This window comes from Longimicrobium sp., from assembly GCA_036389795.1.
Lineage (GTDB): Bacteria > Gemmatimonadota > Gemmatimonadetes > Longimicrobiales > Longimicrobiaceae > Longimicrobium.
Window position 1 is genome coordinate 1 of sequence record DASVWD010000070.1, and the last position, 25,691, is coordinate 25,691.

Consider the following 25,691-nt stretch of genomic DNA (forward strand, 5'->3'; position numbering starts at 1 on the left):
CGCTGCAAGGCGGCCCCGCGGCTGTTTTCGTCGTGCGGCCGGCGTCAGTCGACTTCGTCGATGCCGTGGATGATCTTGCCGACCAGGCCGTACTCCTTCGCGGCTTCCGCGTCGAGCCAGAAGTTGCGGTGCGTGTCGGTCTCGATGCGCTCGAACGGCTGCCCCGTCTCGCGCGAGAAGATGCGGTTGATCCGCTCGCGCATGCGGATGATCTCCTGCGCCTCGATGGCGATGTCGGCCGCCGAGCCGCCCACGCCGCCCGCCGGCTGGTGCAGCAGGAAGCGCGTGTTGGGCAGGCAGTAGCGGTCCTCGCGCGGCGCCGCCACGTAGATCAGCGCCCCCGCGCTCGCCACCCACCCGGTCCCCACCATGCGCACCCGCGGCTTGATGAAGCGGATCACGTCGTGGATGGTGTCGCCCGACTCCACGTGGCCGCCCTGCGAGTTGATGAAGATGGTGATCGGGTCGTCGGCGGCCGACGCCATGGCCAGCAGATGCCCCATCACGTTGGCCACGAGCTGCTGGTTCACCTCGCCGCTGATGATCAGCGTGCGCGACTTGAACAGCCGGTCGCGGATGGTGTCGGTCATCGAGGCCGGCGAGCGCTCCACGATCGTCTCGCGCTCCTTCTCCTGCCCCTGGCCGGGCTCGTCTTCTTCCTGGAGGTGCATGGGCTCCGTCTTCACTGTCGCTCCCCTTTCTGGACCGTTGGACGCCCGAAAATAAGCGCCGGCGCCGCGTCCGGCCAGCGCGCGCCGGCCACGGGCGCGGAGCAGGTTCGGTGCCCGGACGGAAGTGCGTGAGTGCGTGAGTGCGGAAGTGCGAAAGTGGGAACGGCTTAGACCCACGCAGAGGAAGCAGGGGTAGCAGAGGTAGCAGAGGTAGCAGAGGTAGCAGAGGAAAACCCGCCCGAGCGATGTGTTCTCTGCCAACTCTGCGTGAGACAAGCGGTTGTCTTTGGTGGTTACGGGCGGGGGTCAGTCGGGAGCCGGGGACGGCGGGGCGGCGGGCGCCAGGCGGGTGATCCAGAGGCCCGAGTTGAAGTCGGTGGCGAAGACCAGCCCGTTGTACGGCCGCGCGGCCCAGGCGAAGGGGAAGTCGCGGATGGCGGCGTGCTCGTCGGCCGTCGCCAGCGAGGCGATCTCGCGGCCGCGCAGGCTGCCGCGCAGGTCGCCCGAGACGTCCACCGCGCGCAGCCCCCCGCCCCACGCGGCCACCCACATGGTGTCGTTCTCCACCCAGAAGGCGTGCACCCCCGAGCTCGGCAGCTCGTACGTCGCCACCTCCTGCGGCATCTCGGGGTTGGTGACGTCGATCACGTGCACGTAGCCGCCGGTCTCGAACTTCCGCCCCAGGCTGGCGCCCCGCGGCAGGATGTGGTCGCCCACGAACACGTAGCGCCGCCCCGCGCGGCTGGTGTAGGGGAAGACGGTGGCCGTGTTGCCGTAGCGCTCGCCCCGCCACTCGGTGCGGTAGCGGAACTGGCTCACCAGCTTCGGCTTCTCGGGGCTCCCCTCCTTGACGCCGGCGCCCACGTCCAGCACCACCAGCCCGTCGTCCCAGTACGCCAGGTAGGCGAAGCCGTCCTTCACGGCCACGTCGTGCAGGAAGCGCGTGGGCTGATACGGCACCCCCCAGCGCCCCACCTCGCGCGGGTCCGCCGGGTCGGAGAGGTCGACGACCGCCAGCTCGGCGCTCCCCTGGTCCACCACGTAGGCGTACTTCCCGTCCAGGAAGACGTTGTGCGCGCCCCCGGTGAGCGTCTCCCAGAACTCGCCCGCGGGCTTCGGGTGCGCGGGGTCGGCCAGGTCCAGCAGCACGATCCCGTTGCGCCGGCTCTGGGCGCCCTCGCGGGTGATCACGGCCAGCGAGGCGTCGGCGCTCACAGCCACGTCGTTGACCGCCCGGGCGTCCACCACCACCGAGTCGGTGAGCGCGGGGCGCGCGGGGTCGGTCACGTCCCACACGTACAGCCGGTTCCCCGGGCAGCGCTCGCAGATGCCGAAGGTGCCCGTGTAGGCGTAGTCGCGCCCGTCGCGGCCGCGGAACACCCACAGGTCGGTGGTGCGGGTGTGCGTGACCGGCCCGCGCCCCACCACCTCGAAGCGGGCGGGCTGAGCGGGCTGGGCGGCCTGCCCCGCGGCGGCCCGGGGCGGCAGCGCCGCCGCGGCCAGGGCGGAAGCGAAGACGGCGGTGCGGGAGAGGACGGAGGCGCGCATCGGCGGATGGGGATCGGGACCAGGAGCGCGGGCCGGCTGCCCGCCGCGCCGTATACGCGCGGCGGGCGGCCGAAGGTCCAACGTCCGAAGGCGGGCCGGTCTGACGGGCGGAGCGGCGCTCGGAAGTCCTGAGTCCTAAGTGCCAAGTGCTGAACCGCTCTTGGATCGCGATATGGAACTAAGGACTAAGGACTAAGCACTTAGGACTTCGCACTTCGCACTTCCCTACCGCACCCGCTCCTCCAGGTAGCGCACGACCTCGTCCTGCGAGATGCGCGCCTGCTCCATCGAGTCGCGGTCGCGCACGGTGACGGTGCCCTGCTCCATCGTCTCGCCGTCGACGGTGATGCAGAACGGCGTGCCGGCCTCGTCCTGGCGGCGGTAGCGCCGGCCGATGGCGCCCGACTCGTCGTAGAAGCTGGGGATGCCGCGCCGGCGCAGGTCCTCGTGGATCTGCACGGCACGCTCGGGCATCCCGTCCTTCTTCACCAGCGGGAAGACGCCGGCCTTGAGCGGCGCCAGCGACGGCTTGATGGAGAGCACCACGCGCGTCTCGCCCTCCACCTCCTCCTCGCGGTAGCCGTTGGCCAGCACGGCCAGCGTCACGCGGTCGGCGCCGGCCGAGGTCTCGATGATGTAGGGGACGTAGCGCTCGCCCGCGGCCGGGTCGATGTACTCCAGCCGCTTCCCCGAGTACTCCTGGTGCCGGGAGAGGTCGAAGTCGGTGCGGTTGTGCACGCCCTCGATCTCGCCCCACCCCTCGTCGCCGATGGTGCCGCCGAAGAAGAACTCGACGTCGCCCGCGGCGCTGGCGTAGTGCGCGAGCTGCTCGTGCGGGGTGTAGCGCAGGCGCTCCGGGGCGAGGCCGATCACCTCGCGGTGCCAGGCCAGCCGCCGCTCGCGCCACTCGTCGAAGAACGCCCCGTCGGTGCCGGGCTTCACGAAGAACTGCATCTCCATCTGCTCGAACTCGCGCGTCCGGAAGGTGAAGTTCCCCGGCGTGATCTCGTTGCGGAACGCCTTCCCGATCTGCGCGATCCCGAAGGGGATCTTCTGCCGCGCGCTCTGCTGCACGTTCAGGAAGTTGACGTAGATGCCCTGCGCGGTCTCGGGGCGCAGGTACACGACGTTCGCGTCCTCCTCGACGGGGCCCATGAACGTCTTGAACATCAGGTTGAACTGCCGCGGCTCGGTCCACTCGCCCCGCTTGCCGCAGCTGGGGCACTGCGCCTGGTCGAGAGAGGCGGCGCCGGTCTCGGCCAGGAGGATGTCGACGCGGAAGCGGCGGTGGCAGTTGCGGCACTCCACCAGCGGGTCGGTGAAGTTCTCCACGTGCCCGCTGGCCTCCCACACGCGCGGGTGCATGAGGATGGCGGCGTCGAGCCCCTCGATGTCGTCGCGCTCGTGGACCATGGCGCGCCACCACGCCTCCTTCACGTTCCGCTTGAGCTCCACGCCCAGCGGGCCGTAGTCCCACACGGAGCCGGTGCCCCCGTAGATCTCGGAAGACTGGAAGACGTACCCCCTGCGCTTGGCGAGGGAGACGAGCTTGTCCATCAGTTCGGTGTCGGCCATCCCTGGTCAGGTCCGTCCGGATGAAAGGCGCCGCACGCGCCGGAGGCTGGAGAAACGGGAGGGGGATATTAGCCGGCCGAAGGAAGACGGGCAATCCGGCGCGGGAGAGCGATACGGTGTGGACGAGAGCCACGCCGCCTGTGAAGAAGGAGCCGCCCGCTTCGGTGCGCGGCGGCTCCTCTCGGCGTGTGATCGGCTGCTCAGGCCCGGCGTCGCCGCGGCGCCGGAGATTCGCCGGCTTCGGGAGCGAGCCACGGCCGGTGCTCGCCGCCCAGGAGCCCGGGGATCGACAGCGTGGCGTCCGTGCCTTCCCAGTACAGCCCGCTTCCGCCCGGGAAGACCCGGACCCGCGCGCGCTGCTCCGGAGTGAGGGCGCTGACCTCGCTGTCCACGTCGGGCGGGAAGGCGAAGATGCACCCGTTCGCCAGCTGCAGGATGGTCCACCCCGTCGCCGCGTCGCAGCGCGCGCTGACGGCCCGCGGCTCCACTTCCGCCGCGAGGCGGCCGTGCTCCCGCGCGGCGGCCACCTGGGCGAGGAGCTCTTCATCGGCGGGAGGTGCCCACTCAGCTGCCATGGATGCGTCTTCAGTGTGCGATAAACCACGCCTGGTGCGCCTGCGACCAGAATGTACCCATCCGCGCGACAGCCGTCCAGAGCGTGCAGTCCTGCCCTCCGACACCGGTGTCACGCTCGCGGCCACCGACGGGTCAGCCACGCGTACAGGAGCACGGCGACCAGCCCGAGCGCGAGGCCCCAGCCCCACGTCACCGGGTCGCGCCAGAACCAGAGCTTGAAGACGGTGGTGGCGAGCAGGAGAATGGCGGCGGCGACGCGGAAGCCGCGCTCGGGCGTCACCGCGAGGGCGTAGGTGAGGAAGAGCATGTGGCCGGAGAACGGGAACGGCCACCCGACCGCCCCGCGGACGGCCCCCAGCGCGAAGACGCCCAGGTCCAGCAGGACGGCGGCCCGGGGGAGCGCCTCGATCCGCCGCAGGCGCAGCCGCAGCCAGAGCGGCCCCGCCAGCAGCAGCGGGGCCGTGTAGAAGGTGAGGAACCGCTTCTCGCCGATCGCCACCCCCGCGACGGCGGCCGCGGCGGCGAGCGCGACGCCGCCCCACAGGAGCAGCCGGTCCAGCCACGCGCGGTGGCGTAGAATCCAGTCGAGCAGGGTGCGATCACGGGACGAGGAAAGATCTCGGCGCGTCGCGCGAGAACCGCGTCTGGGATGCGGTTGAAGCCTCGCGGGGTTTGCGAGGCTTCCTGCGGTTGTTGCTGCGACTTCAGTCGCCAACGACCATCACGCCCGTCCCTTCCACTTCACCTGGCGGGTGGCGCGCGGGTGCACGTCCAGGCGGTGGGCCAGGCGGCGGAAGGCGGGGCCGTGGTCCACCTCGACGCCCTCGATGTACTGCCAGAGGTGGATCATCTCGTGGCGGACGGTGTGCTCGGCCTCGCCCGGGTGGCCGTGGGTGCACAGCCGGTGGGAGATGACGATCTCCAGCGGGTGCGACGAGAAGTGGCCGTTCCTCCGCCGCATCTTCCGCGACAGGAAGATCGGCACCCGCGGCAGCCGTCCGCCGAAGCTCTGGCGGTTGACGCGGTCGAACTCGGCCTGCAGCCGCTCCAGGTGCACGCGGTCGGACGGGTGGACGGGGCGCCGCTTCGGGCCACGCGGCTCCACGGAGACGCGCGGCATCTCGTTGATGAAGCGCCGCACCGTCTCGCGCGCCTGCTGCTTCTTCCGGCCGCGGGCGTTCGAGTACAGTGCGCCGACGGCGAGCAGGACGTGCTCGGGCGCGGCGGCGAAGGCCTCGTTGATCCGCAGCGAGACGCGGTCCTTCCCCACCGAGATCATGATGCGGCGGTTGCGCGTGAAGACCACGCGCCGGTACTCGGCCCCCCCGCGGCGCAGCACCGCCAGCACGGCGGCCTCGTCGCGGACGCCGGGGTCGCGCGCGGGCCTCGCCTGGGGACGGGCAGGCGCGGCCGGCTGCGGCGGGGCGGCGGGGCGCGCGGGGGGGGGCTCGGGCCGGCTCGGCTCCAGGACGGAGTCGAACAGGTCCAGCAGGATGTCCTTGAGCTTCAAGCGGATACTACAGGGTCAGGCGGTGGCGAGCGCGGGCGGGCGCTCGGCGTGGCGGTACTCGACCCGGTACCCCAGCGCCCGCGGGATGGCCAGCAGGCGGTCCAGGTCCAGGTCGATGCGCGCGCCGGCCTTCTGGGTCACCTCGTCTTCGATCGGCAGGTCGAAGTCGTCGGCGCCGTACTGCAGCGCGCGGAAGGCGTCCTCGTTCTGCGTGAGCACCGAGGTGCGGAAGTGCTTCACGTTGTCCAGGAAGATGCGCGAGAGCGCCATGTGCCTCCAGTACTCGCGCGGGCTGATCTCCCGCCCCCCCAGCGCGGTGCCGTACGGCTTGTACGTCCAGCAGAGGAAGGAGAAGAGCCCGCCGAGCCCGTCGCGCAGGCAGCCGTCCTGGAAGTCGCGGGTGCGCTCGAGGTGCTCGAGCCGCTCCGCGAGCGTCTCGTCGAAGCCGATCACCATGGTGGCCGTGGTCCGCATCCCCACGTCGACCACGGCGCGCTGGGCCTCGAAGTACTCGCGGACCGTGTACTTGAACTTGGCGTGCCGCTTCCGGAAGTCCTCGGTGAGGATCTCCGATCCTCCGCCGGTGATCCAGTGCACGCCGGCATCCCTGAGCCGCGCCGCCGCCTGGTGGTACGAGAGGTTGGCGCGGTCGGCCAGGAACATGAACTCGGCGATGGTGAGCGCGTAGAACTCCACCCGGTCGCCGTAGCGCTCCCGCACGGCGGCGAAGAGGTCGGCGTAGTAGTGCAGCGGGAGCTTCGGGTTGAAGCCGCCGTTGAAGGCCACCAGGTCGCCCCCCACCTCCAGCAGCTCGTCGATCTTGGCGAAGACGTCCTCGCGGGTGAGCACGTAGCCGCCGGCCTGGTTGGGGAGCACGTAGAAGGCGCAGTAGTCGCACTGCGCCACGCACACGTTGGTGTAGTTGATGATCCGCATCACCATGTAGGTGGCGCGGTCCGGCGCGTGCCAGCGGGCGCGGACGAGGCCGGCCAGGCGCTTCAGCTGGTCGTCGCTGCCGTGGTGCCAGAGGACGGCGGCGTCTTCGGTGGAGATGCGGCCGCCCGCCTCCACCGTCGCCGCGATCTCGCCGAGCCGCTCTCCCACTCCCGCCGTGTCGATCTCGGGCACCGTGGCCCTCCCGCCTGAAAGGCTTCCGCCGCTTGTGAATTCCAGTGCTTAATCTCGCCGGGAGAGGGGGTTGAGTCAATCGGGGGAATGCCGGACAGGATGGGCTCCGGCACGTCTCGCCGACTCCGGTGCGGACGCCGCCGGGGGTGGCCCCCTCCCCGGCCCTCCCCCGCCCGCAGGAGCGGGCGGGAGAGGGAGAGCCGCAACCCCACCTCCGCCGGCCGGGCAAGCGGCTGGGCCGCAACCACTTCCCCCGTCGTGCATTCCGCAACCGCTCTGGCGAGATGCGGCGCGAACCACACGGGGGCGCGGACCGTGCCAGATCGTAAGCATATCAATTCAAACCAGTTACGCTCACCGGCCACAACGGGAACGCATGGTGCACGAGGAGGGGGCGCGGCCGGGGACGGCTCGCGGTCCTGCCGGATCAGGTGTGGGGGCACCAAGCGGCAGACCCGGGAGCCTTTCGCCGGCCGGCGGTCCGATCCGGATGCCCGGAGTTCTGGTTGTACCGGATGCAGACCGCCGTTTCAGTCTTTCCCTCGGCGAGGACCATCATCTCGCCACGCATCGATCCCACGACACACCGTCCTACCCGGACCGCCGCGCGCGTCGCCCGACGCGCGCGGCGGATTTTCTAGTGCGTGGTGCGAAGTGTGCATGTGATACCGTCTTGCGGAGGATCGTCCGGGAGCGAAATCCATAACTGAATGTCTCACACGGAGGAAACGGAGTTAACGGAGAACTGCGGGGTTCTCCGTTTACTCCGTTGACTCCGTGTGAGGCTTTTCGGTTACGGTTCTCGATCCTGATCGATTATCTACAAAATGGTATGGAGCCTTCGGTGCCTCTGTGTCTCCTTGTGAGATCGAGCAGTCGTGACCCTCACCCCACGTGGAACATGCGGGCGCGCTCGCCGTAGCGCTCCTCCAGCACCCGGCGCAGCATGGGGTGGCGCTCCAGCTCGGGGTCGGCGTCGACGATGCGGCGGGCCTCGGCGCGGGCGCGGCCCAGCAGGTTGAAGTCCTTCTCCAGGTCGGCGAAGCGGAAGTCGGGGAGCCCCGTCTGCCGCGCGCCGAACAGGTCGCCGTAGCCCCGGATGCGCATGTCGTACTCGGCGATCTTGAACCCGTCCTCGGTCGAGGCGAAGTACTTCAGCCGCTCCCGCGCCTCGTTCCCCGTCGCCAGCAGGACGCAGTAGCTCTCCTCGGCGCCGCGCCCCACCCGGCCGCGCAGCTGGTGCAGCTGCGAGAGGCCGAAGCGCTCGGCGTGCTCCACCACCATCACCGTGGCGTTGGGGACGTCGATCCCCACCTCGATCACCGTGGTGGAGACCAGCACGTCCACCTCGCCGGCGGCGAAGGCGCGCATCACCCGGTCCTTCTCGTCGCCCGGCATCTGGCCGTGGATCAGCGCCACGCGCAGGTCGGGGAAGACTTTCGTCTTCAGCCGCTCGTACTCCTGCGTGGCGTTCTTCAGGTCGACCTTCTCCGACTCCTCCACCAGCGGATAGACGAAGTACGCCTGCCGCCCGGCCTCCACCTGCTCGCGCACGAACTCCATCACCTTGGGCACCGACGAGGGGAAGCGCAGCGCCGTGCGCACCGGCTTGCGCCCCGGCGGGCGCTCGTCCAGCACCGAGACGTCCAGGTCGCCGTAAAGGGTGAGCGCCAGCGAGCGGGGGATCGGCGTGGCGCTCATCACCAGCATGTCGGCGCTGGTGCCCATCTCCGCCAGCGCCAGGCGCTGCTTCACCCCGAAGCGGTGCTGCTCGTCGACCACCACCAGGCCCAGCCGGTCGAACTCGACGCCCTCCTGGATCAGCGCGTGGGTGCCCACGGCGATCCCCGCGCCGCCGGACGCCAGCCGATACCCTGCTTCCCGCCGCTGCTTCGCCCCCATCCGCCCGGTGAGGAGGGTGACGCCCACGGGGAGCCCCTCCAGCAGGCCCACCAGGGTGCGGGCGTGCTGCTCGGCCAGGATCTCGGTGGGGGCCATCAGCGCCGCCTGCCAGCCGTTCTCCACCGCGCGCAGCATGGCGAAGAGCGCCACCACCGTCTTCCCCGAGCCCACGTCGCCCTGCAGGAGCCGGTTCATGCGCCGGGGCGCCGTCATGTCCTCGCCGATCTCCCGCAGCACCTTCTTCTGCGCCTCGGTCAGCGTGAAGGGGAGGCGCTTGTGGAAGGGCTTCACCAGGAAGTCCTTGCGCTCGAAGGCGATCCCCGGGCGCTCCATCACGGCGCGGTGGCGGGCGCGGGCGTGCAGGAGCTGGAGGAAGAAGAGCTCCTCGTACGCCAGCCGCCGCCGCCCCAGCTCCGCCTCGTCCAGCGACGCGGGGCGGTGGATCGCCTCCAGCGCCTTCGCCAGGGGGACCACCTCGGCGCGCTCGCGGACGTCCGCCGGGAGCACGTCGTCTTCCTGCCGCACCCGGCGCAGGAGGTCGTCCAGGTTGTCGTGGATCAGCTTGCGGACCTGCCGGTGGGTGAGCCCCTCCGTGGCGGGATAGACGGGGAAGATGGCGCCGCCCTCCTCGCTGGCCGTCTCGCCCTCGCCGGCGATCACGGTGAACTCGCGCGGCTGCATCTGGCGCCCGTGGTAGAAGCGCACGGGGCCGGACAGCAGGAGGAGATCGCCCTTGTTGACGACGCGCTCCAGGTACGGCTGGCCCGGCCAGGCGCACTCGATCATCCCCGTGGAGTCTTTCACCACCGCCTGGAAGATGCGCAGCCCCCGGCGCGTGGGCAGCACGCCGCGGGAGACGACGCGGCCGATGATGGTGGCGTCCATCCCCGGCGCCAGGTCGGCGATGCGGGTGATGGTGGAGGCGTCCTCGTAGCGGTGCGGGGCGTGGTAGAGCACGTCGCGCGCGGTGAGCAGCCCCAGCTTCTGGAGCAGCGGCGCGCGGCCGGGCCCCACGCCCTTGAGGAACTGCACCGGGCGGTCGAGCTCGGAAACGGCGTGGAAGCGGGACGGCTCGGGGTACGGCAAGCGTGGGCTCTATCGGCGTCGGAACGTCGGGTCGAGGAGTTCGACGTGAGGATTACCACCGAGACGGAGATGGGTTCGCGGGCACCAGTTTGTCTCCCGCCACCCAAAACGCTGTCATCCTGAGGGAGCGCCCGGCCGCAACCCGCGTCCACACCGATGGTTGGCGCTCCCGAAGGATCTATGGGCGGCCCCCGCGACGAAGCCGGGCTTCCGCGCAGGGCTGGCCATAGATCCTTCGGGCGCCCAGCTCCCGTTCATTCCGCGAGTCCGGAGCAGCGCCCTCAGGATGACACCGTTTTCTGTTGCGCGATTGGTCCCCAGTGGACCCGCCTCACACCGTCAGCACTTCCTCGGCGAAGGCGCCGACCTCGAAGGGGAGGAGGTCGTCCATCTTCTCGCCCACGCCGACGAACTTCACGGGGAGGTCGAACTCCTCCTTGAGGGCCACGATGATCCCGCCCTTCGCGGTGCCGTCCAGCTTGGTGAGGATGATCCCGGACAGCGGCAGCGTCTGCAGGAAGGTGCGCACCTGCGCCATCCCGTTCTGGCCCACGGTGGCGTCGAGGACGATCAGCGTCTCGTGCGGGGCGCCGTCCTGCCGCTTGCCGATCACCCGGTGCATCTTCTCCAGCTCCTTCATCAGGTCGCCCTGGGTGTGCAGCCGGCCGGCGGTGTCCACGATCACCACGTCGATCCCGCGCTGCTGCGCCTGCTCCACGGCGTCGAAGGCCACGGCGGCCGGGTCGCGCCCCGGCTCGCTCCCCACGAAGTCGACGCCCACGCGCTCGGCCCAGCGCTTGAGCTGCTCGATGGCGCCCGCGCGGAAGGTGTCGCCGGCGGCCAGCAGCACGGTGCGGCCCTGCTTCTTGAGCCGGTGCGCCAGCTTGGCGATGGTGGTGGTCTTCCCCACCCCGTTGACGCCGACGATCAGGTAGACCGTGGGCCCCTCGTCGAAGTTGAAGCGGAGCGCGGTGTCGGAGCGGCCGGCGCGCAGGATGGCCTCGATCTCCTCGCGCACGCCGCGCAAGTAGTCGCGCTGGGTCTTCGCCACCCCGCGCTGGGCCAGCGTCTCCACCGCGCCCACCAGCTTCAGCGTGGCGGGCACGCCGAAGTCGGCGGCGATCAGCGTCTCCTCCAGCCGCTCCAGCGAGCCTTCGTCCATCCCCTTGACCAGCACCGACACGTCGGTGAGCGCCACGTCGACGATGCGGTCCCAGAGCGACTTCTTCCCTTCTTCCTTCCGGCGGAACAGGCGCGCCATCTATCTTCCTCGGCAGCTGTCGATCCTCAGAAATCACGATCCGCCGCCCGGACGCCTGCGTGTCGGGCGGCGGACCAATGTACAACGTGGGCGGCGCGCCTGCACCGTCGGGCGGAAACACGTCGCCCCGCCCGGCCGGGCAGGCGCCGGCTCAGCCCTGCTCGTAGGCGCGCTCCAGCGTCGGGATGTCGATCTTCTTCATCTGGAGCATGGCCTCCATGACCCGCTTCGACTTCTCGGGGTCGGGGTCGGCCAGCATCTCGCCCAGGGCGGTGGGGTTGACCTGCCACGACAGGCCGTACCGGTCCTTGAGCCAGCCGCACGGCCCCTCCTCGCCGCCGTCGGCGAGCGCCGCCCAGTACCGGTCCACCTCCTCCTGAGACTTGCACTCCACGGAGAACGAGACCGCCTCGGTGAACGTGAAGTGCGGCCCGCCGTTCAGCGCGATGAACGGCTGCCCGTCGAGCTCGAGCTCCACGGTCATCACGCTCCCCTTCGGCCCGGGCCCCGCCTCGCCGTAGCGCGCGACCTTCACGATCCGCGAGTTGGGGAAGATCGAGCAGTAGAAGCTCGCGGCCTCCTCGGCCTGGTTGTCGAACCACAGGAACGGCGTGATCCTGGGCATGGCGGCACTCTCCTCAATCTGGTGGACCGGGCTCTCCCGTGAACGGCGTCCGGGGCGGACGACGTCCGGCGGGAGCGAACGTTCGCGTCCAGGCTCCCACCGGGACGACGAACGGCCCGGTCGGATTTCGACATCCAGGCGAACCCGCTTTTCGCCCGGCGCGCACGCCCCGCCGGCCCGCGATGCGACTCGCCCCCGCCCGGCGGACCGGGCGGGGGCGAGCCGTCGTGCGGACGGAGATCGCGCTTCAGCTTCCGCCTGCGGCGCGCTGGTAGCGGGCGGCCACCTCGTCCCAGTTCACAGTGTTGAACCAGGCGTCCAGGTAGTCGGGGCGCTTGTTCTGGTACTTGAGGTAGTAGGCGTGCTCCCACACGTCGATCCCCAGGATCGGGGTGTTCCCCTCCATCAGCGGCGAGTCCTGGTTGGCGGTGTGGGTCACCTGCAGCCGCCCGTCGCCGCCGACGACCAGCCACGCCCAGCCGCTGCCGAAGCGCGCCTTGCCGGCGTCGACGAGCTGCTGCCTGAGCTGCGCATAGCCGCCCAGGTCGCGCTCGATCGCCTCGGCCAGGCGGCCCGAGGGCTCGCCGCCGCCGTCCCGCTTCATGATGGTCCAGAAGAGCGAGTGGTTGGCGTGGCCGCCGCCGTTGTTGCGCACCGCGGTGCGGATGTCCTCGGGGACCTCGTTGATGCGGCGCATGAGCTCGTCGACGTCGCCGCCGGCGTCGAACTCGGGGTGCTTCTCCAGCGCGGCGTTCAGGTTGTCGACGTACGTCTTGTGGTGCCGGTCGTGGTGGATCTCCATCGTCCGCGCGTCGATGTGCGGCTCGAGCGCGTCGAACGGGTAGGGCAGGTCGGGAAGCGTGAACGGCATCTGGCACCTCCATCCGGGTGATGGTCCATCGATTCCGTCCGTCCCGCCGCGCCTCGAAAGGACGGCGGCGGGCGGAGAAAGTCGCGCCCCCGGCACGGCGAGCGCCGCCCGGGAATGCGGCTGCGCCGGGAATGTACGGTACTACAAATGTTTCGCCACACCGGGCGGGGAGGGAAGAAGAAAATCGTGCGCACGGAGGCGCGGACGCATAGAATGTTGGCCGCTCCATCTTCCGCCCGATTTCCCCGATCCTCCTCTCCGGTCCCATGCACTGGCTCTACGACCTTCCGCTCTGGCTGCTGTGCGCGATGTTCATCGGCTGCGGGGTGGCGCTCGCGGCGGCGGGCGTGCTCCTCGTCCGCCGCCTGGGGTGGACGATGACGCGCGACGACAACGGGCCCGCGGCGGCGCTCCACGCCTTCATCGGCGTGCTGTACGCGGTGGCGCTGGCGCTGATGGTGGTGGCGGTGCAGGAGGACTACGGCGAGGTGGAGGCGGCGGTGCTCACCGAGGCCAACGCCGCCGACGACATGTTCCGCGCCCTGGACGCGGTCCAGCCCGCGCCGCGCGCGCACCTGATGGAGGACCTGAGCGGGTACGTGGACAGCGTGATTCGCGACGAGTGGCCCGCCAGCCGGCACGGCGAGACGAGCGCGGCAACCTGGCGGACGGTGGACGAGCTGGCGCGGGAGATCCACACCTTCCAGCCCACCACGCCGGCCGAAGAGCGCATCCACCCCGAGCTGCTGGAGGCGCTGGACGAGCTGCTCGACGCGCGCGGGGTGCGGCTCTTCCTGGGCGAGCAGGGGATCGGCGCCGTCACCTGGATGGTGATCCTGGTGGGCGGCGTCATCACGCTCGGCTTCGCCTGCTTCTTCCACATGGACCGCGTGCGGACGCAGCTGCTGCTCACGGGGATGATGGGCGCGATGTTCGGGCTGATGCTCTTCCTGCTGGTGGCGATGGACCACCCGCTCTGGGGAAAGCTGAGCGTGCAGCCCGACGCCTTCCGCGAGCTGCAGCGGAACTTCGCCCGCCTGCGCGCGGAGGCGCCGGTGCCCGCTCCCCTCCTGGCGGAGGAAGTCGATTCCTCCCGGCCGCCGCCAGTCCCCGAGTAATGCCGATCTGCGGGTCAGATTCCGAGACCGATCGTGCGAAGAGATGGTCATCCTGAGGGAGCCGCTGCGGCGGACTTGCCCCCACACCGATGTCCGGCGGCGACCGAAGGATCTACTCACCCCCGCGCGAGGCCGGCTTCTGCGCACGATCGCCGGCCACCAGACACGGGGAGTAGATCCTTCGGTCGCGTCCAACCTCTGGTGCGGAAATAACTTCCGTGCGGACGCTCCCTCAGGATGACACCGTTTTTCCTGATGTAAACTGCGCGCTGAATATTCACCCCGATACGAGTGGATCCGATGCAGAACGGCCCCGGCCCGTGGATGTGCGGGCCGGGGCCGTTCCATTCCAGGCGCCAGCGGCTAATTAGAGCGACTTCAGGTACTCGACCAGGTCCGCCTTCTGGGCCGCGGTGAGCCCCAGGCCGAGATAGCCGTCGTAGTGGTTCACCACGCCCTGCAGGGTGGCCGCGCTCCCGTCGTGGAAGTAGGGCGGGCGGTGCCACAGCCCCCGCAGCGGCGTGGCGCGGTACTGCTTGGTGGTGCTCCGCTCGGCGTGCGTGGGGTCCATCCCCGTCTCCGCGGGCGCGTGCAGGTTCCCGTCGGTGAAGTTCGGCCCGGAGTGGCACGAGGCGCAGCGGGCGCGCCCCGCGAACACCACCCTGCCGCGCGCCGCGGCCGCCGGGTCGAAGCTGCCGGCCGGCGGCGCGGGCGCCTCGAGCGCGTGCTGGTAGGCGCGCAGCGCCGGGAGCTTGCCCTTCACCTGGTCTTCCTGCGGCGGCACCACGATGCTGACGCCCAGCCGCGGGTCGGAGAAGGAGCCCTTCCCGTGCATCTGCGTGACCGCCACGTAGGCGTTCCAGTACGAGATCGGCCCCTCGCCCGTGTACGTCTCCAGCCCCACGCCGGCCAGGCCGTAGGCGGGCGGGATGAGCGTCGGGTCGCTGATGCCGTCGAAGTTGAAGCGCGCGTCGTAGAAGCCGGCGGGCCACGAGGCGTACGTCGGCCGCAGCGCGTCGGGGAGCCCCGGCGTGAGCGAGACGATGGTGCCCACCGCCAGGTCGCGGTTCGGCCACCCGTCGAGCCGGTGCCCGATCCCCGGCGCGGCCGAGTTGTCGACGCTGGAGTGGCAGAGCGCGCAGGTGATGCCGATGCGCGTGACCTGGTCGCCCGAGACCTGCGCCCTCACCCCGACGACCGCGTCGAGCTGCAGCAGGGAGCGGGTGACCGCGGGGTCGTCCAGCAGCGCCGGGTTCGCGAGGACGGCGGCGAGGACGTCGGGCGGCACGGCGTCGACGTCGACCTTGAGCCCGAGCTGGAGCGCCAGCCGCGGCGGCACCGTCTCCACCAGGTCGTTCAGGCGGAGCGTGTCGGTCCAGAACCGCCAGTCGCCGAAGTCGTCGAAGCGGAAGACCTGCCGGCCTTCCGCCACGGCCCGGATGTCCACGCCCGCCTTCGCGGCCGCCGCATCGGAGCCCGGCTGGAGGATGTCCCGCGCGCTGCACGCCGCGGCCACGGCCAGCGCCGCCGACGCGGCGGCCATCACGAGCGGACGAAAGCCTGAGACCCGCATGAGAACCCCCCGGCCGGCGAGCCCGGCCACACGTGCAGGCGTGGCAAGCGGTACGAGAGCGCGGGCGCCACGCCGGCCGCGGCGCGCCCCGGCGGCGGCACGGACGTGCCGCCGCTGCCCGACTATTTCTACACTATGTCAATGTCTTTATTGACATATGCAAGACACGCGCCCTCCGCGGCCATGGCCGCTCCGGCTTTCCGCCGCCTCCGCCCGGCCGGGTAAGTCGTCTACCGGCGCGTGCCGTGGGCCAGGCGCAGGAACTCGTCGCGGGTGCGCGGGTCGTCGCGGAACACGCCGCGGAGCGCGCTGGTGAGCGTCTTCGAGTTCTGCTTCTCGACGCCTCGCATCATCATGCACAGGTGCGCGGCCTCGATCACCACGCCCACGCCGCGCGGCCGCAGCACCTCCTCGATGGCGTCGGCGATCTGCTCGGTGAGGCGCTCCTGCACCTGGAGGCGGCGCGCGAAGACGTCCACGATGCGCGGCAGCTTGGAGAGGCCGACGATCCGCCCGTCGGGGACGTAGGCCACGTGCACCTTCCCGAAGAACGGGAGGAGGTGGTGCTCGCAGAGGGAGTACATCTCCACGTCGCGCACCATCACCATCGAGTCGTGCGCCTCCTCGAAGACGCCCCCGCCCACCACGTCGGCCACGTCCATGGCGTACCCGCCCGTGAGCCACGCCAGCGACTTCGCCACCCGCTCGGGGGTGCGCAGCAGGCCGTCGCGCTCCGGGTCTTCGCCCAGCAGCTCCAGCTGCCGGCGCACCAGCACGCGCATCTCCAGGTCTGTGTCGAAGAGCCGGCGCTCGTGTACCTCGTCCGTCCGTTCCGCCAGGGGCGTGTTGGAGAAGATCATCGGGATCCTGGGTTGAAGTGCTAAGTGCTAAGTGCCAAGTGCCAAGTGCTGAGTCCTTAGTGCTTAGTCCTTAGTGTTTTAGTGCGCCTCCTCCGGCGGACGATCCGCCGTTACTAAGGACTAAAACACTAAGGACTAAAGGACTTATGCTCCCGCCGCCGCCCCGAGCCGGGGCGAAACCACGGCCTCCAGCGCCGCCAGGTCGCCGCGCTCGATCGCGTCCTCGGCGCGCAGCGAGGCGCGGTCGCGCGAGACGGTGGCGACGGCGTGCGGCTTTCCCCCCGAGCGATAGGTGACGGTGCAGTCGCGCGCCTCCAGGCTGCCGTCCACCTCGATGGCGTCCCACTTCTCGGCGTGACCCACGTAGTTGATCACCACGTCGTAGTGCACGCTCCAGAAGAAGGGGGCGGCCGCGAACTTCTCCTTGCGCCCCAGCATGTTGCGCGCGGCGGTCTGCCCCTGGCGCTGGCCCACCACCCAGTGCTCGGAGCGGATGCGCTGCCCCGTCCACGGGTCCGGCCAGCGGCACACGTCGCCCGCGGCCCAGACCCCCGGCGCGCTGGTGCGCAGGTACTCGTCGACCACCACGCCGTTCTCCACCGCCAGCCCCGCCCACGTCGCCAGCGCCACGCCCGGGCGCACGCCGATCCCCACCACCACCAGGTCGGCCTCGAGCGCGCCGCCGCCCTTGAGCGCCACCGTCTTCTCGTCGACCCCGGCCACCGACTCGCGCAGGTGGAAGCGCACGCCGTGCTCCTCGTGCAGCGCGCGGACGAAGCGGCCGACCTCGGGGCCCATGATGTGGCCCAGCGGCTCCTCCTCGTGCGACACGACGTCCACCTCGATCCCCCGCGCCCGGAGCGACGCCGCCACCTCCAGCCCGATGAAGCTGGAGCCCACCACCACCGCGCGCCGGGCGCCCTCGGCGGCGCGGATGATGGCGCGGCTGTCGGCCAGGGTGCGCAGGTAGTGCACGTGCGCCAGGCCGCGGGTGACCACCGGCAGGCGCACGGGCTCGGAGCCGGTGGCCAGCAGGAGCGCGCCGTACTCGATTGTCCTGCCGTTCACCAGCCGCACGCGCTTCTCCTCCACCTCGATGCGGCCCACGCGCGAGCCCAGCACCAGGTCGATCCGCTGCTCGTCGTACCACTCGCGCGGCCAGAGGGGGATCCACTCCTCGGGCGCCGTCCCCGCCAGGTAGTCCTTCGACAGGTTGGGCCGGTCGTACGGCGCGTCCTCGCCCGCGTCGACCAGGGTGACGGGGCCCTGATAGCCCTCGCGGCGCAGCATCTCGGCTGCCGCGCTCCCCGCCGCGCCCGCGCCGACGATCACGACCGAGCGCGGGGGCTCGGGCGGGACCGAGGCGGGGACGGGGTTGCCCGCCCCGCGCTTCGCGGTGACGAAGACGCGCCCCTCGCGCAGCTCCACCTCCCAGCACGAGGCCGGGCGCAGCGCGGGGGCGCGCACCGCCTCGCCCGTGCGCAGGTCGAAGCAGGCGTGGTGGCCGGGGCAGCGCACGGTGTCGCCCACCAGGATGCCGTCCACCAGCGCGTACCCGTAGTGCGTGCAGAGCGCGTCGATGGCGAACAGCTCCGTCCCCCGCCGCGCCACCAGCACCGGCTCGCCCAGGGCGTGCCCCTGCAGCATCCCGCCGTCTTCCAGGTCGTCCAGCGGGACGCCCCGCGTGAGGTCCGGCCCCGTGAGCTCCTGCTGCCCGCCGCCCATCGTCGCTCCTCCTCGTCACCCGGTGATCGGAAAAACCGCCGCCGAGACAGAGTACTTCCGTTACCACAGTTTGTCAACACTTTAATTGACAAACACTCCGCGCCGACTGTCCACGGTCTCGGCAGCGTGACCGTGATGGAGCCTGCGCGGATCGAGTTGGCTACGCGGGCGGCTCGATCGTGCCCTGGAGTGCGGGCCGCTGCTCGCCAATCGAGCGGACTGCGTGGGCGAGGAGGAGGCGCAATTTGGAAATCGCCCGCTCCACGTCATCGGGCGAAGCCTTTTCCTTCCACCCGTACTCCATCTCGATGCGCTGCAGCCGCAGCTTTTGAAACTTCTGCACGAGGTCCGCAACCTCCTCGCCCGCCAAGAATCCCGCCGCGGTGAACGTCATCTCATGGTGGTTACGCGCCCGCACGCGCAGGTTAGCCGCCCTCACGACAGCCAGGGCCGCCACCCGTCCCGCATCGTACGCCGACAGAAGGCGGCGAGCGGGCGCGCGGTTCGCGAGACACATATCATCGTACGCTTCAAGCGCGTGCCCCCAGAGGCCCACGATTTCTTCGTCCGGTGCCGCATCGTGCACCAGATGTCCCAGGTCAAGGAGGTTTTGGATGCGCTTGTTCACGCCGCTGCGGCAGTGTCAGGGAGATCCGCGGGAGAACCCGCGAGCCAGAGCTTGGGGCCCTGTAAAGCCCGCGGCAGGAAGCTGGCTCCGGGCTGTGCATCGCGTCGGAACTTCTGCGAATCGTACCACTTCGCGTCCAGAGGGCGGTCAAGAACGACCGCCGCTTCAAGTATCGCCTTGCCCAACTCCCGATCGGGAATGTCGTCCCCGTACAGGAACAGGTCGATGTCACTGTCCGGCCGTGCGTCGCCGCGCGCGAACGAACCGAAGATGAACGCCGCCTTCAGCCCGGGAACGTCGGCCAGCGCGTCCTGCAGAACCAGGGTAGGCGCGTACTCCTGCACGAGGGAAGTGAGGGCCTTCCATTGAGGATGGTCCCAGTTGCGCGAGACGAGCACCTCCCGCCCCTCGCGCCGGCGTTCCAGCAGCCCCAGCTCCACCAGCCGGTCGAGCTCGATCTGGAGCGACCTCTTCCCCGGCACGCCGATGTGGCGAGCGAGGGAGCGCGTGCCGAGCCGCGACTCCGGGTGCACGACGAAATGGACCACGAGCTTCGCTCGCACTTCGGAGCCCAGCAGGCCGGTCAGTTGATCCATGCTCCACCTCCTCGCCCTACAAAATAGGGCAAGACCAACCCGGGGCAAGTCTCGATCTCAGCCAGCCTCCCAGCCCCTTTTCTCCCTCGACTCAGGTGGTGGCCGCCGCCCGCGCCACCTCCACGCGCAGGTCCCAGCGGCAACTGGCGCAGGTGACGGTGTGGTAGGGCTCCTTCATCCGCCCCAGCTCGGAATAGTCCTGCTCGGTGCCGCACTTCGGGCAGGGGCCGTGCAGGGAGACCAGCGTGCGGTACTCGCGCAGCCGGCTCCACGCGCGCATCCCGCCGATGGCGAGCACCGCCAAAATCCAGGGAAAGTGCGGCGGTATGATCCCGACCACGGGGATCAGCAGCCACCAGGCGAGCTGCCGCGCGGCCGACGCGTGCCGCCAGGCCGCCGTGCGCTCGATCACGCGGGCGCGCGCCTCGGTGGTGTTGCCGCCGAGCGAGAGGCGCGCGGGGACTTCGGGGACGGTCGAGGGAGCGGGAACGGCCATCGCTACCGCGACTGCTTCACCACGACCGTGGCCGCGCCCACGCCGCCCAGGTCCCAGACGAAGTCCAGGAAGGAGCCCGTCTCGCCCTCGGTGCGCAGGTCGTTCAGCTCCTTGGCCAGGCCCACGGCCACGCCGGTCCCCGCGCCCACCAGCAGGCTGGCGTCGGCGTCCATCCCCGCGGCGCGCGCGCCGCTGGCCGAGAGGCTGGTGACCAGGAACGAGACGAAGAAGTGCTGCAGCTTGTCCTCGGCGAAGAAGCGGTCGCGCGGCCGGGGGCGCTCCTGGCGCCCGCCCCCGAGCGTGGCGCAGCCGGCGAGGAGCAGGCAGCAGAACAGCGGCACGAGCCTCTTCATGACGTTTCTCCCTGGGCCCAGTGGCGCGCCGCCTCCACCGCGCGGCGCCACCCCGCCAGCGCGGACGCGCGGGCGCGCTCGTCCGCCGCGGGGGTGAAGACGGCCTCCTCGGGGCGCGCGGCGGCGAAGTCTTCCGGGGCGGCCCAGAAGCCGGTGGCGAGCCCCGCCAGCCCGGCCGCGCCGCGCGCCGTGATCTCCACCATCGCCGGGCGGCGGACGGGCACCCCCAGCACGTCGGCCTGGAACTGCATCAGCCAGTCGTTGGCCGCGGCGCCGCCGTCCACCCGTAGCTCGGGCATGCGCACCCCGGCGTCGCCCTCCATGGCCTCCACCACGTCGCGGGTGGAGAAGGCCATGGCCTCCAGCGCCGCCCGCGCCAGGTGCGCCCGCGTGGTGCCGCGGGTGAGCCCGAACAGCGTCCCCCGCGCCCGCGGCTCCCAGTGCGGCGCCCCCAGCCCCGTGAAGGCGGGGACGAAGTAGACGCCGTCGTTGGAGCCGAGCGAGCGCGCCAGCGCCTCGGTCTCCTCCGCCGCGGCGACGATCCCCAGCCCGTCACGCAGCCACTGTACCGCGGCTCCCGCGATGAAGATGGAGCCTTCCAGCGCGTAAGCCCGCTCCCCGCGCGGCCCGCACGCCGCCGTGGTGAGCATCCCGTGGCGCGACGGCACGCGCTCGCCGCCGGTGTGCACCAGGAGGAAGGCGCCGGTGCCGTAGGTGTTCTTCCCCTCCCCCGCCCGCCAGCACCCCTGCCCGAAGAGCGCCGCCTGCTGGTCGCCCGCGATCCCCCCGATCGGCGCCTCGCCCCCGAAGGCGGCGCCGTCGGTGGCGCCGTAGACTTCGCTCGAGGGGCGGATCTCCGGGAGCACGGCCGCGGGGACGCCGAAGAGGTCGAGGAGCGCCGGGTCCCAGGCGTCGCCGTCCAGGGAGTAGAGGAGGGTGCGCGAGGCGTTGGTGCGGTCGGTGAGGTGCAGGCGCCCGCCGGTGAGCTTCCACACCAGCCAGGTGTCGATGGTCCCCGCCGCCAGCTCGCCGGCCTCGGCGCGGCGGCGGGCGCCGGGGACGTGGTCCAGCAGCCAGGCCAGCTTGGTGGCGCTGAAGTAGGGGTCGATGACGAGCCCGGTGCGGCCGCGCACCTCCTCCTCGTGCCCCTCCTCCTTGAGCCGGCGGCAGACGTCGGCCGTGCGGCCGTCCTGCCAGACCAGGGCGTGGTGCACGGGACGCCCGGTCTCGCGCTCCCACAGCACGATCGTCTCGCGCTGGTTGGTGATGCCGATGCCGGCGAGCTCGTCCAGGCTGGTGCCCGCGGCGGCCGCGGCCACCTTGGCGGCGCGGCGGGTCACCTCCCAGATCTCCTCGGCGTCGTGCTCCACCCAGCCGGGCCGCGGGAAGTGCTGCGTGAACTCGCTGTACGCCCGCCCTCGCACCTGCCCCTCGCGGTCGATGGCGAGGCAGGTGGTGCCGGTGGTCCCCTGGTCGATGGCGAGGATCATCCGCGTGCGCCTGCTTCGGGTGAAAGATCTGGGAATTCGATACTAAGCATGGTCACTCTTTGGCCCTTTCTTAGAGGGAAAGCCCCCGCCTTCTTCAACAGGCGCCGATAGTGCGTAGTGACATTTCTGAGGAACGTCTCTGCATAGGTAGCAGCAACAATATCGATCCATCCTATTGCACCGCGCGCCGCCCTTTGTTGGACTAACCGAACGTGTTCCGCAGGCACAAGTTGATCATGTTCAAGCGTCCAAATCGGAGCTTCGACGACGAGAATTGGATGGTATACACTTCTCTCGCTCACTCCTAAATCCAGAGCACCCTTCACTGCCGTAGCCGAGTCGGTTCCAGACGACACTTGTAGCTTAAGGAAAATAGCCGAAAACTTTACAGCATCTGCAATCTCCATGGTAGTAAGTGCAGATATAGCAGAATTCAGGGAAGAAAGAGCCTTCCAAATTACCGAACTATCCATCTCCTTGTCCGTTTTGGTATTGGTCTCTCGAAACGTAGTTGCAACGTTCCTAGCACGGATAGGACTTAGATCGCTTTCTGACAATGGTCCATTGTCCCAGACTAATGACAAAAGATAGTCAACGGATTTGTCACACAACTCGTTCGCCACCTTCTCGTCGAGTTCAGTGCTCAACTCACGGAAAAACTGCATACGGTGAGGTTCCAACTCTTCAAGCCATGCGATATACGGTTGAATTCGGAGCTTGCTCGCCTCTACACGCGGAAACACCAGATGATATCCTGACAATGACTTGCATTCTACGAGAACGTAAACGTGCAGCAGACGATCTGGGCCTTTCCTTATCCACCTCCGCTCTGCCACGACATCGAGCTCGCGTGACTTGCCAGTCGCAGGATCGGAATACAGTGCTCCGTTGACGGCTGCCCATCCAAACTTCTCGCACAATTTCAGAAGGGCGTTCTCTGTTAGAAGCGACCGGACACCCTCTGATGCGAGAACTCGAGTAGCCAGATGATCAGAATTATCGTTTCCCATTTTGCCCTCCGTTACGAGGAATGCTCCAGCCGCCCGAAGCCGTAGCGCCAGCCGTGGCGCTCGAAGAGGCGCAGCATGCGCACGACGGGCAGCCCCATCACCGCGAAGTAGTCGCCCTCGATCCCCTCGACGATCGCCGAGCCGAAGCCCTGGATGCCGTAGGCGCCGGCCTTGTCCATCGGCTCGCCGGTGGCGACGTACTCCTCGCAGGCGCGCTCGTCCAGCGCGCGGAAGCGCACGCGCACGCGCTCCAGCCCGCTCTCCACGCGCTCGCCGCGCGCCACCGCCACGCCCGTGCACACCTCGTGCTCCCGCCCGGAGAGGCGCCGGAGCATCTCCACCGCGTGCGCCCGGTCGCGCGGCTTGCCGAGCACGTCGCCGTCCACCACCACGATGGTGTCGGAGCCGACCACCAGCGCGTGCGGGTGCGTCTTCGCGATCGCCTGCGCCTTCTCGCGCGCCAGGCGCTCGGCGTGCGCGGGCGGGGTCTCGCCCTCCCGGTAGCTCTCGTCGATGTCGGCGGGGAGCACGTCGAAGGTGAGCTCCAGCCGCGCGATCAGCTCCGCGCGCCGCGGCGACTGCGAGGCCAGGATGATCGGCGGGGGCGTCCGCGGCTCCGTCATGTGGGGTCAGCGCTCCAGGACCAGGGTGACGGGGCCGTCGTTGACCAGCTCCACGTCCATCATCGCGCCGAACTCGCCGGTCTCCACGGGGCGGCCCGTGGCGCGCAGCAGCTCCACGAAGCGCTCGTACAGCGGGATCGCCACCTCGGGCCGCGCGGCGTCGATGAAGCTGGGCCGGTTCCCCCTGCGCGCGTCGCCGTAGAGGGTGAACTGCGAGACCACCAGGAGCGCGCCGTCCGCCTCCTCCACCGAGCGGTTCATCTTCCCCTCGTCGTCGGGGAAGATGCGCAGCTGCACCACCTTCTTCGCCATCCAGGCCAGCGCCTCGCCGGTGTCCGCGTCGGTGAAGCCGGCCAGCAGGAGCAGCCCGCGGCCGATCTCGCCCGTCACGCGCCCGCCCACCGTCACCGACGCGCGGGAGACCCGCTGAAGCACGATACGCATGGCGGGGAAGAATACGGGCGGGCCGGGAGCGCGCAAGCACGGGACCCTCCCGAACGACGGAGCGCCGCCCGGCCTCTGCGGCCGGACGGCGCCCTTCGAAGGGAAGCTGCGCCGATCCTCAGATCCGGATCACCGGTGCGCCCGGGCTGCGAACTCCAGCCTGGCGGAGATGAACCCGTCCGTCACCACGATGCGGTTGATCCCCATCAGCACCATCGTGGCGAGGAGCTGCTGCCGGGAGGTAGCGAGCCGGCGCGCGGCGGGGACCAGCTTCTTCTCGACGGCGTCGCCGTCCAGGCTCCGCAGGGGACCGCCCACGATCGGGAGCCGGTTGACGCGCGCGAGAGCCCGCTTCCCGTCCACTCCCCCGCGCAGCCGCAGGCATGGCTTGCCATCGCACCCGGGCTCCAGGTCCAGCTCGAACAGGTCGGGATAGGAGCTCGCCAGCCAGTCGTGCCCCTGGTCCGCCGACGCGTTGTCGTCGACGAACCGGTCGAGCGACTTCGCCACGCCGGCCACCAACTCCGCGAACGCCTTCATCTGCTCGATGCTGCTTTCGACGACGGCCTCGAAGACGGAGTTGATAAGCGCACCCACGAAGGCGGGAAAGTCGACTTTGGCAACGAACTTTTCGGCGTCGGCGGACATCGCGCGCACCTGGTCGATCCGGATCCCCGCGGGCTCGGCCAGGAGGCTGGCGACCTTTACCATGTCGTCGGCGAGGCGGCGCTGTTTGCCGGGTGGCAGCTCCCGGAAGGCGGGAGACTTCTGGAGGAGGTCGCGGACGTGCCGCCGCACCAGCGAGAGGGTCCCGGCGCTGGTCGCGCCCCCGGCGGCGGCCGACGGTGTCCGTGCTTTCATGGGGTGCCTCCGTCCGCCGCGTCGCGCGGCGGTGGAATCGGCTTCGGAGAGAGTACCCGAACGGCGCAGCGGCGACCCGAGCCGGGCAATCGGCATGCCTCTTCGAACCTCCGTGGCTCACCTCGCCCGAAACCGTGCCGGACCGGGACCGAAAGCCTCCGGAACGCGGTGTCGTGCCTCGCACCGCCCCCGTAGAATCCGGGACAGCCCTGCCACACGGTGCGTCATCCGCTCCCCGCCTCCGCCGGTCTCGCGGGAGTGGCGACCGGGCTTGGGAGGCGAGACCGGACGCGGAGAGGGAGACCGCGCGCGGCCTCCCTCTCCGCCCGTCCTCGGAACCGGGGCGGCGGCGGCCACGCTCCGCCGCCTCCGGCTCCCGGCGCATCACACCCGCTGAATGATCTTCGTGTTGGTCGAGGTAGGGGAGTAGAACGGGCAGTATGGACTCCGATCGTAGGCGATGACCACGTAGTTGGAGGGAATCGGCGAAGTGCCGCACACTGTCTCCTGATAGCCCGGCACCTTGATGCTGATGGTGTTGAAGCTGGTCGGGGAATAGGCGGGGCAGGACGTACTCCGGTCGTAGTAGGAGTAGACGTACCCGGACGGTGCGGGCGAGTTGCTGCACATCATATCGGTCGAAGCCGGCACCTTGATCGAAGCGCGGTGGGAGAGTGCGCCTACCTCTCCCACCGCGCTTCGCCCGACCGTCCTCGAATCAGCGCGCGCTGGCCGAGTCGCGCGCCTGCTCCCAGAGCACGTCCGCCAGCGCGTAGAGCGCCGCGGCGCCGACCGCGAAGGCGAGCGCCGGGGCCAGCCCGCGCTTGCGGCGCACGGGGCGCGGCAGCTTGGGCTTGCCCACCTCGTCGTGGAGCGCGTTGCGGGTGGCCTTGCGCACCGCCTTCGCGGTGGCGCCGCCCACCACGCTCCACATCACCTTGCGCCCGAGATCCGCCATGACTCCCTCCCGCTGCACGAGTTCCCCGCCGCGAAACAGGTTTGTCGCGGGGTGCAGGAGCCGGGCCAGCGTGACGGCACCCCGCGCCCTCTCCACCGGAACCGAGCCCCGGCAGCAGGGAGCCACGCGGATTTTCGTTTCCCGAGCGGTGGCGGGTTACGTGTGGGCCGCCGCCCGTGTGAGCGGCTACATCCTTTTCCCGC

General features: G+C 70.2%; 25 protein-coding genes. 1 reads left to right on the forward strand and 24 read right to left on the reverse strand.

The genetic code is table 11. The features are described 5' to 3' along the window. Positions 1-44: 44 nt before the first annotated feature. The 11 genes from VF746_08495 to VF746_08545 form a co-directional block, all read right to left on the reverse strand. Entirely contained in the window at positions 45-686 is a 642-nt protein-coding gene (locus tag VF746_08495) for an ATP-dependent Clp protease proteolytic subunit (protein ID HEX8692442.1), read from the reverse strand. Positions 687-977: 291 nt separating this feature from the next. Then, positions 978-2,219, reverse strand: a complete 1,242-nt coding sequence (locus tag VF746_08500; GenBank protein HEX8692443.1) for a hypothetical protein — start codon at positions 2,217-2,219, stop codon at positions 978-980. A 225-nt stretch (positions 2,220-2,444) separates the two neighbouring features. Then, positions 2,445-3,794, reverse strand: a complete 1,350-nt coding sequence (locus tag VF746_08505; protein HEX8692444.1) for a glycine--tRNA ligase — start codon at positions 3,792-3,794, stop codon at positions 2,445-2,447. A 200-nt stretch (positions 3,795-3,994) separates the two neighbouring features. Beyond that, the gene (locus VF746_08510; GenBank protein ID HEX8692445.1) at positions 3,995-4,369 is read right to left on the reverse strand and encodes a DUF2442 domain-containing protein; all 375 of its coding nucleotides are present in this window, start codon (positions 4,367-4,369) and stop codon (positions 3,995-3,997) included. A gap of 110 nt (positions 4,370-4,479) precedes the next feature. Beyond that, positions 4,480-4,869: a hypothetical protein gene (locus VF746_08515; protein ID HEX8692446.1), complete on the reverse strand. Its 390-nt coding sequence runs from the start codon at positions 4,867-4,869 to the stop codon at positions 4,480-4,482. Between the two features lie 222 nt (positions 4,870-5,091). Next, complete coding sequence (locus VF746_08520; GenBank protein ID HEX8692447.1) at positions 5,092-5,880, reverse strand: SprT-like domain-containing protein; 789 nt, start codon at positions 5,878-5,880, stop codon at positions 5,092-5,094. A gap of 15 nt (positions 5,881-5,895) precedes the next feature. Then, positions 5,896-7,008: a radical SAM protein gene (locus VF746_08525; GenBank protein HEX8692448.1), complete on the reverse strand. Its 1,113-nt coding sequence runs from the start codon at positions 7,006-7,008 to the stop codon at positions 5,896-5,898. A gap of 885 nt (positions 7,009-7,893) precedes the next feature. Then, positions 7,894-9,996 (reverse strand): ATP-dependent DNA helicase RecG, encoded by a 2,103-nt coding sequence (gene recG / locus VF746_08530; GenBank protein HEX8692449.1) that lies wholly within the window; start codon positions 9,994-9,996, stop codon positions 7,894-7,896. Between the two features lie 331 nt (positions 9,997-10,327). Then, on the reverse strand, positions 10,328-11,257 hold the full coding sequence (gene ftsY / locus VF746_08535) for a signal recognition particle-docking protein FtsY (protein HEX8692450.1): 930 nt from the start codon (positions 11,255-11,257) through the stop codon (positions 10,328-10,330). A gap of 151 nt (positions 11,258-11,408) precedes the next feature. Then, positions 11,409-11,882 carry a VOC family protein gene (locus VF746_08540; protein ID HEX8692451.1) on the reverse strand — a complete coding sequence of 158 codons (474 nt, stop codon included), beginning with the start codon at positions 11,880-11,882 and terminating at the stop codon, positions 11,409-11,411. 247 nt (positions 11,883-12,129) lie between these two features. Beyond that, positions 12,130-12,753: a superoxide dismutase gene (locus tag VF746_08545; protein HEX8692452.1), complete on the reverse strand. Its 624-nt coding sequence runs from the start codon at positions 12,751-12,753 to the stop codon at positions 12,130-12,132. Between the two features lie 266 nt (positions 12,754-13,019). Here VF746_08545 and VF746_08550 point away from each other — a divergent pair, with 266 nt between their 5' ends. Beyond that, on the forward strand, positions 13,020-13,871 hold the full coding sequence (locus tag VF746_08550) for a hypothetical protein (GenBank protein HEX8692453.1): 852 nt from the start codon (positions 13,020-13,022) through the stop codon (positions 13,869-13,871). A 367-nt stretch (positions 13,872-14,238) separates the two neighbouring features. Here VF746_08550 and VF746_08555 read toward each other — a convergent pair whose 3' ends face one another. The 13 genes from VF746_08555 to VF746_08615 form a co-directional block, all read right to left on the reverse strand. Continuing rightward, the gene (locus VF746_08555) at positions 14,239-15,414 is read right to left on the reverse strand and encodes a c-type cytochrome (GenBank protein HEX8692454.1); all 1,176 of its coding nucleotides are present in this window, start codon (positions 15,412-15,414) and stop codon (positions 14,239-14,241) included. Between the two features lie 260 nt (positions 15,415-15,674). Next, a complete protein-coding gene (gene folE, locus VF746_08560) occupies positions 15,675-16,226 on the reverse strand; it encodes a GTP cyclohydrolase I FolE (protein HEX8692455.1) in 552 nt (183 codons plus the stop codon). 222 nt (positions 16,227-16,448) lie between these two features. After that, complete coding sequence (locus VF746_08565; protein ID HEX8692456.1) at positions 16,449-18,029, reverse strand: FAD-dependent oxidoreductase; 1,581 nt, start codon at positions 18,027-18,029, stop codon at positions 16,449-16,451. 160 nt (positions 18,030-18,189) lie between these two features. After that, positions 18,190-18,657, reverse strand: a complete 468-nt coding sequence (locus tag VF746_08570; GenBank protein HEX8692457.1) for a hypothetical protein — start codon at positions 18,655-18,657, stop codon at positions 18,190-18,192. Then, positions 18,654-19,253, reverse strand: coding sequence for a nucleotidyltransferase domain-containing protein (locus VF746_08575; protein ID HEX8692458.1), 600 nt, complete (start codon positions 19,251-19,253; stop codon positions 18,654-18,656). The genes VF746_08570 and VF746_08575 overlap by 4 nt, the downstream gene beginning before the upstream one ends. A gap of 91 nt (positions 19,254-19,344) precedes the next feature. Further along, positions 19,345-19,749, reverse strand: a complete 405-nt coding sequence (locus VF746_08580; GenBank protein ID HEX8692459.1) for a hypothetical protein — start codon at positions 19,747-19,749, stop codon at positions 19,345-19,347. 2 nt (positions 19,750-19,751) lie between these two features. Continuing rightward, positions 19,752-20,102 (reverse strand): hypothetical protein, encoded by a 351-nt coding sequence (locus VF746_08585; GenBank protein ID HEX8692460.1) that lies wholly within the window; start codon positions 20,100-20,102, stop codon positions 19,752-19,754. Continuing rightward, the gene (gene glpK / locus VF746_08590; protein HEX8692461.1) at positions 20,099-21,592 is read right to left on the reverse strand and encodes a glycerol kinase GlpK; all 1,494 of its coding nucleotides are present in this window, start codon (positions 21,590-21,592) and stop codon (positions 20,099-20,101) included. Before glpK ends, VF746_08585 begins: the two co-directional genes overlap by 4 nt. After that, positions 21,589-22,602, reverse strand: coding sequence for a hypothetical protein (locus VF746_08595; protein HEX8692462.1), 1,014 nt, complete (start codon positions 22,600-22,602; stop codon positions 21,589-21,591). Before VF746_08595 ends, glpK begins: the two co-directional genes overlap by 4 nt. A gap of 11 nt (positions 22,603-22,613) precedes the next feature. Then, positions 22,614-23,225 carry a Maf family protein gene (locus VF746_08600; GenBank protein ID HEX8692463.1) on the reverse strand — a complete coding sequence of 204 codons (612 nt, stop codon included), beginning with the start codon at positions 23,223-23,225 and terminating at the stop codon, positions 22,614-22,616. Between the two features lie 6 nt (positions 23,226-23,231). Beyond that, positions 23,232-23,669 carry a D-aminoacyl-tRNA deacylase gene (gene dtd / locus VF746_08605; protein ID HEX8692464.1) on the reverse strand — a complete coding sequence of 146 codons (438 nt, stop codon included), beginning with the start codon at positions 23,667-23,669 and terminating at the stop codon, positions 23,232-23,234. 129 nt (positions 23,670-23,798) lie between these two features. Then, complete coding sequence (locus VF746_08610) at positions 23,799-24,530, reverse strand: hypothetical protein (protein ID HEX8692465.1); 732 nt, start codon at positions 24,528-24,530, stop codon at positions 23,799-23,801. A gap of 718 nt (positions 24,531-25,248) precedes the next feature. Continuing rightward, positions 25,249-25,488: a hypothetical protein gene (locus tag VF746_08615; GenBank protein ID HEX8692466.1), complete on the reverse strand. Its 240-nt coding sequence runs from the start codon at positions 25,486-25,488 to the stop codon at positions 25,249-25,251. Between the last annotated feature and the right edge of the window lie 203 nt (positions 25,489-25,691).